We start from the raw sequence: 5776 nt of genomic DNA, 5'->3' as shown, positions 1-5776 counted from the left end.
GACGGCGTCTGCGTGCCGTTTCACACCCGTCCCGATAATCTGGCCGCCGTGGTCGAAGGCTTGCGCCGGCTGGAGAACCTGGGCGGCGTCATCGTGACGATGCCGCACAAGACCGCCATCCTGGACCTGGTGGATGACGTGACGCCGGTGGCGCGCAAGATCGGCGCCGCCAACGTGGTGCGCCGCGATGCCGACGGCAAGCTCACCGCGCACATGCTGGATGGCGAAGGCTTTGTGCGCGGCCTGCAAACCGCGGGCGTGGACCTGCGCGGCAAAAGCGCCTACCTGGCGGGCGCGGGCGGCGCGGCCAATGCCATCGGTTTCGCGCTGGTGCAGGCCGGCGTGTCGCGCCTGACCATCGCCAACCGCACGACGGCCAAGGCCGAAGACCTCAAGGCGCGCATCCTGTCGCTGCATCCCGACGCCCGGATCGACGTGGGTATGGCAGATCCGTCCGGGTATGACCTGGTGGTCAACGGCACTTCGCTGGGCATGAAGCCCGACGACGCGCTGCCGCTGGACGCCAACCGCCTGACGCCGGATCAGTTGGTGTGCGAAGTCATCATGCAGCCCAAGGACACCGCCTTGCTGCTGGCGGCGCAGGCCCGCGGCTGCAAGGTGCATTACGGCGCGCCGATGCTGGCTTGCCAAATCGAACTGATGGCGCAGATGCTGGGCGTGGCGGCGGACAAGCTGGCTGGCACAGGACGCTGATCGGTATGAGCGACTACGACTTCATCATTGCCGGGGGCGGCACGGCTGGCTGCATCCTGGCCAATCGCCTGAGCGCCGACGGCAAGTACCGCGTGCTGATGCTGGAGGCCGGCCACGAAGCCCGCAGCATGTGGATCTCCATCCCGGCGGGCTTTTCCAAGTTGCTGGTGAACCCGGAATACAACTGGCGCTTCGCCACCGAACCGGAAGACAACGTCCATGGCCGCATCATCGCCGTGCCGCGCGGCAAGGGTTTGGGCGGCTCGACCCTGATCAACGGCATGATCTACGTCCGCGGCCAGCCGCAGGACTACGACGGCTGGGAGGCGGCCGGCGCCACCGGCTGGGGCTACAGCCAGGCCGAGCGCGTCTTCCGCAAGATCGAATGCTACGAACCCGGCGATGGCAGCCGCGGCAAGAACGGTCCCATGCACCTGGAAGAGGTGGCCGAACGCTTTCCCATCGCGGATGCCTTCTTGCGGGCGGCGCAGGAAGATGGGCAGCCCTTGAACCCGGATTACAACGGCGGCAGCCAGGAAGGCGTGGGCTACTACCAGGTGCTGCAGCACCGGGGCAGGCGCTGGAGCGTGGTGGACGGCTACCTGAAGCCCGCTACCGGCCGCAAGAACCTCCGCGTGGAATGCGGCGCGCACGTGACGCGGCTGGTGTTCGAGGGCAAGCGCTGCGTGGGCGTGGCCTACCGCAAGAACGGGCAAGAACACATGGTGCGCGCGCGTCGCGAGACGCTGCTGTGCATGGGGGCGGTGCAGTCGCCGCAGTTGCTGGAGCTGTCCGGCGTCGGCAACCCGGCCTTGCTGCAATCGTTCGGCATTGCGCCGGTGCTGGCGCAGCCGCAGGTGGGCGAGAACTACATCGACCACTTTGCCACGCGCATGAACTGGCGGGTGAAGGACACGGTGACGCTGAACGAGATGTCGCGCGGCTGGCGCCTGGCGCAGCAGGTGGCGCGCTACTATGCCAGCCACAAGGGCATCCTGACCCTGGGCACGGGGCTGGTGCACGGCTTCGTGAAAAGCGCGCCGGACCTGCCCGCGCCCGACGTGCAGTACTTCTTCGTGCACGCCAGCTACGCCAATGCGGCCGAACGCATTCTGGACCGGCATCCGGGCATGACGATAGGCGTGGCGCAGCTGCGGCCCGAATCGGTCGGATCCATCCACATCAAGTCGGCGGACCCGCAGGCCGGGCCGGCGATCCGTCCCAACTTCCTGTCGGCCCAGGTGGACCGCGACAGCCTGGTGGGCGGCATGCAGGTGGCCAGGCGCATCGTCGGCCAGCCGGCCATGCAGCGCTACGTGGAATCCGAGATCAGCCCCGGCGCGGCGGTGGACAGCTACGACGAATGGCTGGACTTCGCGCGGCGCAACGGCCAGACCATCTACCACCCCATCGGCACCTGCCGCATGGGTTCGGACGCCGCCGCCGTCACCGACGTGCGCCTGCGCGTGAACGGCTTGTCCGGCCTGCGCGTGGTGGATGCTTCGGTGATGCCGAAGATGGTCTCCGGCAACACCCAGGCCGCCGTCATGATGGTGGCCGAGCGCGGCGCGGAGATGATCCTGGAGGATGCGGCGCGGGCGTAACCGCGCCTGGCTTGGGCAAAGGCGCACGGGGCCAATTGGTCCGTGCGCCTTGTCACTTCAGCGGATGAGGAACCCGGCGCCCACGGGGTCGTTCTTGTCGATCACCCAGCGCGCCGTGCCCAGGATGCTGGCCGTGCCCTTGACCGTGGGGCGCACGGCGCGGGTGCCGTTCAGGTCCACTTCGCCCAGCAGGCAGCCCTCGAACACGCCGCTGCCCAGCAGGCCTTCGGACTTGATCGGCTGGTTCAGGCCCATCTTGCCGCGCGCCTCGAACATGGCCATCATCGCGCTGGTGCCGGTGCCGCCGGGCGAACGGTCCAATTGGCCGGCGCTGAACACGTGCACGTTCTTGTAGAACGCGCCCTCGATGGTCGGCTGGTGCCAGAAGGTGATGAAGTTCAGGTTGTTGATGTGCGCCTCGGTCGGATGCTGGATGCGTTGGCGGGCGTTGAGCTGGTCGCGCACGAGCAGGCCCATGCGCGACAGTTCCGTGCCGTTGTCCGGCGAAATACGCAGGTCGCATCCGGACAGGTCGACGATGCCGAAGTAATTGCCGCCCCAGACGATGTCGGCAGACAGCTTGCCGTAGCCCGGCAGCTCCACCGGGATGTCCTGCGCGGCCACGTAGGCGGGTACGTTCTCGAACCGGGTCCACAGCACGTTGTCGCCTTCGGACGCCACTTCCGACACCACCAGGCCGGCGGTGGTTTCAAAGCGGATCTTGGTGATGCCGTCCTTGCCGCGCGGCACCAGGCCGTGGGCCACCATGGCCATGCTGACCGCGATGGTACCGTGGCCGCACATGTGCGAATACTCGGTGCCGTCGATGTATATCAGGCCGGCGTCGAACTCCGGGCTGGACGGCGGGGTCAGGAACACGCCGAACATATCCTTGTGGCCGCGCGGCTCGCGCATCAGCGCCTTGCGCAGCCAGTCGTAGTTCTGCTCCAGAAAGGCGCGCTTCTCCAGGATGGTGGAGCCGGCGGGGTAGGGGATGCCGCTATGCACGATGCACAGGGGCTCGCCTTCGGTATGGGTATAGATGACATCGAACGCGTCTTGCTTGCGCATGACTGTGGCTCCAGACAAGTAAGGTAGGGAAGAAAGGTTATTTGCCGCGTTCGGACAGCATGTCCAGCCCGACGGTCAAATCCAGGATGACGATGGCGATCACCGCAACCACGATCGTGGCGCCCGATACGGCTGCGATGGTCGGATCTATCGTGTATTGCACGTAGTTGAAGAGCTTCACGGGGATGGTGTTGAGGTCCGCCGTGGTGTTGAAAATGGACAGCTCCACGTTGATCCACGAAGAGATGAAGGCGAAGATCGAACCGGTCACGATGCCGGGCCGGATCTGCGGCAGCACCACCAGGAAGAAGGTCGTCCAGGGATTCGCGCCCAGGTCCGCCGAGGCTTCCTCCAGCGCGCGCTGCTCCGGCGTCAGCAAGGTCAGCGTGGACCGCAGCACGAAGGGCGCGATGATGACGATGTGCCCGATCAGCAGCGACAGGAAGCTGCGCGTCAGGCCGAAGTAGGCGCCGTACTGCAACAGCGCCGCGCCCAGCACGATGTGGGGCAGCACCAGCGGCGACATCAGCACCGAGGTCAGCGCAGCCTTGCCCGGAAACTCGTAGCGCGCCACCGCCAGCGCGGCGGGCACCGTCAGCAGCACGGCCGCGGCCGTGGCGGCCAGGGCCAGCACCGTGCTGGTCGTGAACGCGGCGACGTAGCCCGCTTCGATCAGCAGGGTGCGGTACCAGTCCAGCGTGAAGCCCTTGGGCGGAAACGCCAGGTAAGGCGTGGCCGTGAACGAAGAGCCCAGGATCACCACCAGCGGCAGGGCCAGGTAGGCCAGCACGCCCAGGGCGATCAGGCGGATCAGGTTGCGGGCGATCATCGCGTGGCTCCCGGCAGGACGGCGGCGCGGTTGGCCAGCGCCACCAGGATCAAGGTGAACACCAGCAGCACCATGCTCAGCGCGCCGCCGTAATGGAAGTCGAACACCGTGCTGTACTGCTGGAAGATCAGCATCGACAGCACCGACACGCGGCCGCCCGACAGCAGGGCCGGCGTCACGTAGGCGCTGACGGCCAGGGTGAAGACCATGATGGCGCCGGAGACCACGCCGGGCAGGGTCAGCGGCCAGGTGATGTGGAAGAAGGTGGCCGCCGGACTGGCGCCCAGGTCGGCCGACGCCTGCTCGCAGGCCGGATCGACCCGCGCCAGCGCATTGCCCACCGCCAGCACCACGAAGGGCAGCAACACGTAGACCATGCCGATCAGGATGCCCAGTTCGGTGCCGATGAAGCGCACCGGGCGGTCGGCGGCGCCCACGCCCACCAGGGCCTGGTTGACCAGGCCGTTGCGGCCCAGTAGCACCATCCAGCCGAAGGCGCGCACGATATTGCTGGTGAACAGCGGCACCACCAGCAGGATCACGCAGAAGCGCCGCCAGGCCTGCCAGCGCACCACGCGCACCAGATACCAAGCCAGCGGATAGCCCAGGACCACGCAGGCGACGGTGGTGAAGAACGCCAGCCGGAAGGTCACCAGGATCACGTCCCAGTGGTACTGGTCGCCCAGCACGCGCAAGTACTGCTGCGGGGTGAGGGTCAGTCCGTCGGGGCCGCCGGTGATGCTGGCCAGCGCCACCACCGCCAGCGGCGCCAGGAAAAAGGCCGCGAAGAACAGCACGGGAGCCGCCAGCAGCAGGCAGGGCGAACGCCTGGCGCGCGTGCTCATGGCTGCTTACCGATCAGGTGCAGGCGTTCCGGCGCGAACGCCAGGCGCGCCGCGGCGCCTGGGCCCAGGCCGGACGGCGCGATGCCGCCGTGGCGCGCCACCAGGACCTGTCCGCCGATGTCCACGTGGATCATGCAGTGGCTGCCCACGTTGATGACGTCGGTGACCGTGCCGGTCAGGGCCATGGCCGTCGATGCATCGGCCAGGCGCAGGTCCTCGGGTCGCAGCACGGCGACGCCGCGCGCGGGCGCGGTCTTGCCCGGTAGCGGCACGCGCAGCCCTTGGGCATCCATCAGCAGCGCGTCGCCGTCGATGGCCGTGAACGGCATGAAGTTGGCATCGCCGATGAACTCCGCCACGAAGCGGGTGGCGGGATGCCGGTAGATGTCGGTCCCGCCGCCCACCTGTTCGATCTTGCCCGCATGCATGACGACCACCCGGTCGGCCATGGTCATGGCTTCTTCCTGGTCGTGCGTGACGAAGATGAAGGCGATGCCCAGCTTGGCCTGCAGGTGCTTGAGTTCCAGCTGCATGCGCTTGCGCAGTTTCAGGTCCAGCGCCGACAGCGGTTCGTCCAGCAACAGCAGCTTGGGCTGATTCACGATGGCGCGCGCCAGCGCCACGCGCTGCTGCTGGCCGCCGGACATTTCGCGGGGATAGCGCGGGCCGAAGTCCGCCAGGCCCACCATGTCCAGCGCGGCGCGCGCACGCCC

Annotated in this window: 6 protein-coding genes; 2 read left to right on the top strand and 4 right to left on the bottom strand. The window is 67.6% G+C overall.

Features of this window, described 5'->3' with window-relative positions:
- Together VIR09_RS05890 and VIR09_RS05885 are read left to right on the top strand one after the other, a co-directional pair.
- The coding region (locus VIR09_RS05890) for a shikimate dehydrogenase (protein ID WP_332012024.1) at positions 1-714 on the top strand (714 nt) is incomplete at its 5' end.
- Positions 715-719: 5 nt separating this feature from the next.
- The gene (locus VIR09_RS05885) at positions 720-2318 is read left to right on the top strand and encodes a GMC family oxidoreductase (RefSeq protein ID WP_332012023.1); all 1599 of its coding nucleotides are present in this window, start codon (positions 720-722) and stop codon (positions 2316-2318) included.
- 57 nt (positions 2319-2375) lie between these two features.
- Here VIR09_RS05885 and VIR09_RS05880 read toward each other — a convergent pair whose 3' ends face one another.
- The 4 genes from VIR09_RS05880 to VIR09_RS05865 all read right to left on the bottom strand — a co-directional run.
- Positions 2376-3389 (bottom strand): proline racemase family protein, encoded by a 1014-nt coding sequence (locus VIR09_RS05880; protein WP_088142057.1) that lies wholly within the window; start codon positions 3387-3389, stop codon positions 2376-2378.
- A gap of 37 nt (positions 3390-3426) precedes the next feature.
- The gene (locus VIR09_RS05875; RefSeq protein WP_013395466.1) at positions 3427-4218 is read right to left on the bottom strand and encodes an ABC transporter permease; all 792 of its coding nucleotides are present in this window, start codon (positions 4216-4218) and stop codon (positions 3427-3429) included.
- Positions 4215-5063 (bottom strand): ABC transporter permease, encoded by an 849-nt coding sequence (locus tag VIR09_RS05870; RefSeq protein WP_332012022.1) that lies wholly within the window; start codon positions 5061-5063, stop codon positions 4215-4217. Before VIR09_RS05870 ends, VIR09_RS05875 begins: the two co-directional genes overlap by 4 nt.
- The coding region (locus VIR09_RS05865) for an ABC transporter ATP-binding protein (protein WP_332012021.1) at positions 5060-5776 on the bottom strand (717 nt) is incomplete at its 5' end. The genes VIR09_RS05870 and VIR09_RS05865, both read right to left, overlap by 4 nt.

Origin of the sequence: Achromobacter sp. (assembly GCF_036567245.1) — a bacterium.
Classification (GTDB): domain Bacteria; phylum Pseudomonadota; class Gammaproteobacteria; order Burkholderiales; family Burkholderiaceae_B; genus Achromobacter.
Note: the sequence above shows the minus strand (reverse complement) of the source record. Positions and strands in the feature narration are given on the sequence as shown.

Bases quoted from the DNA above. Each gene is read 5' to 3' on its own strand.
- VIR09_RS05885 (WP_332012023.1), top strand. From the start codon at position 720: ATGAGCGACTACGACTTCATCATTGCCGGGGGCGGCACGGCTGGCTGC.
- VIR09_RS05880 (WP_088142057.1), bottom strand. From the start codon at position 3,389: ATGCGCAAGCAAGACGCGTTCGATGTCATCTATACCCATACCGAAGGC.
- VIR09_RS05875 (WP_013395466.1), bottom strand. From the start codon at position 4,218: ATGATCGCCCGCAACCTGATCCGCCTGATCGCCCTGGGCGTGCTGGCC.
- VIR09_RS05870 (WP_332012022.1), bottom strand. From the start codon at position 5,063: ATGAGCACGCGCGCCAGGCGTTCGCCCTGCCTGCTGCTGGCGGCTCCC.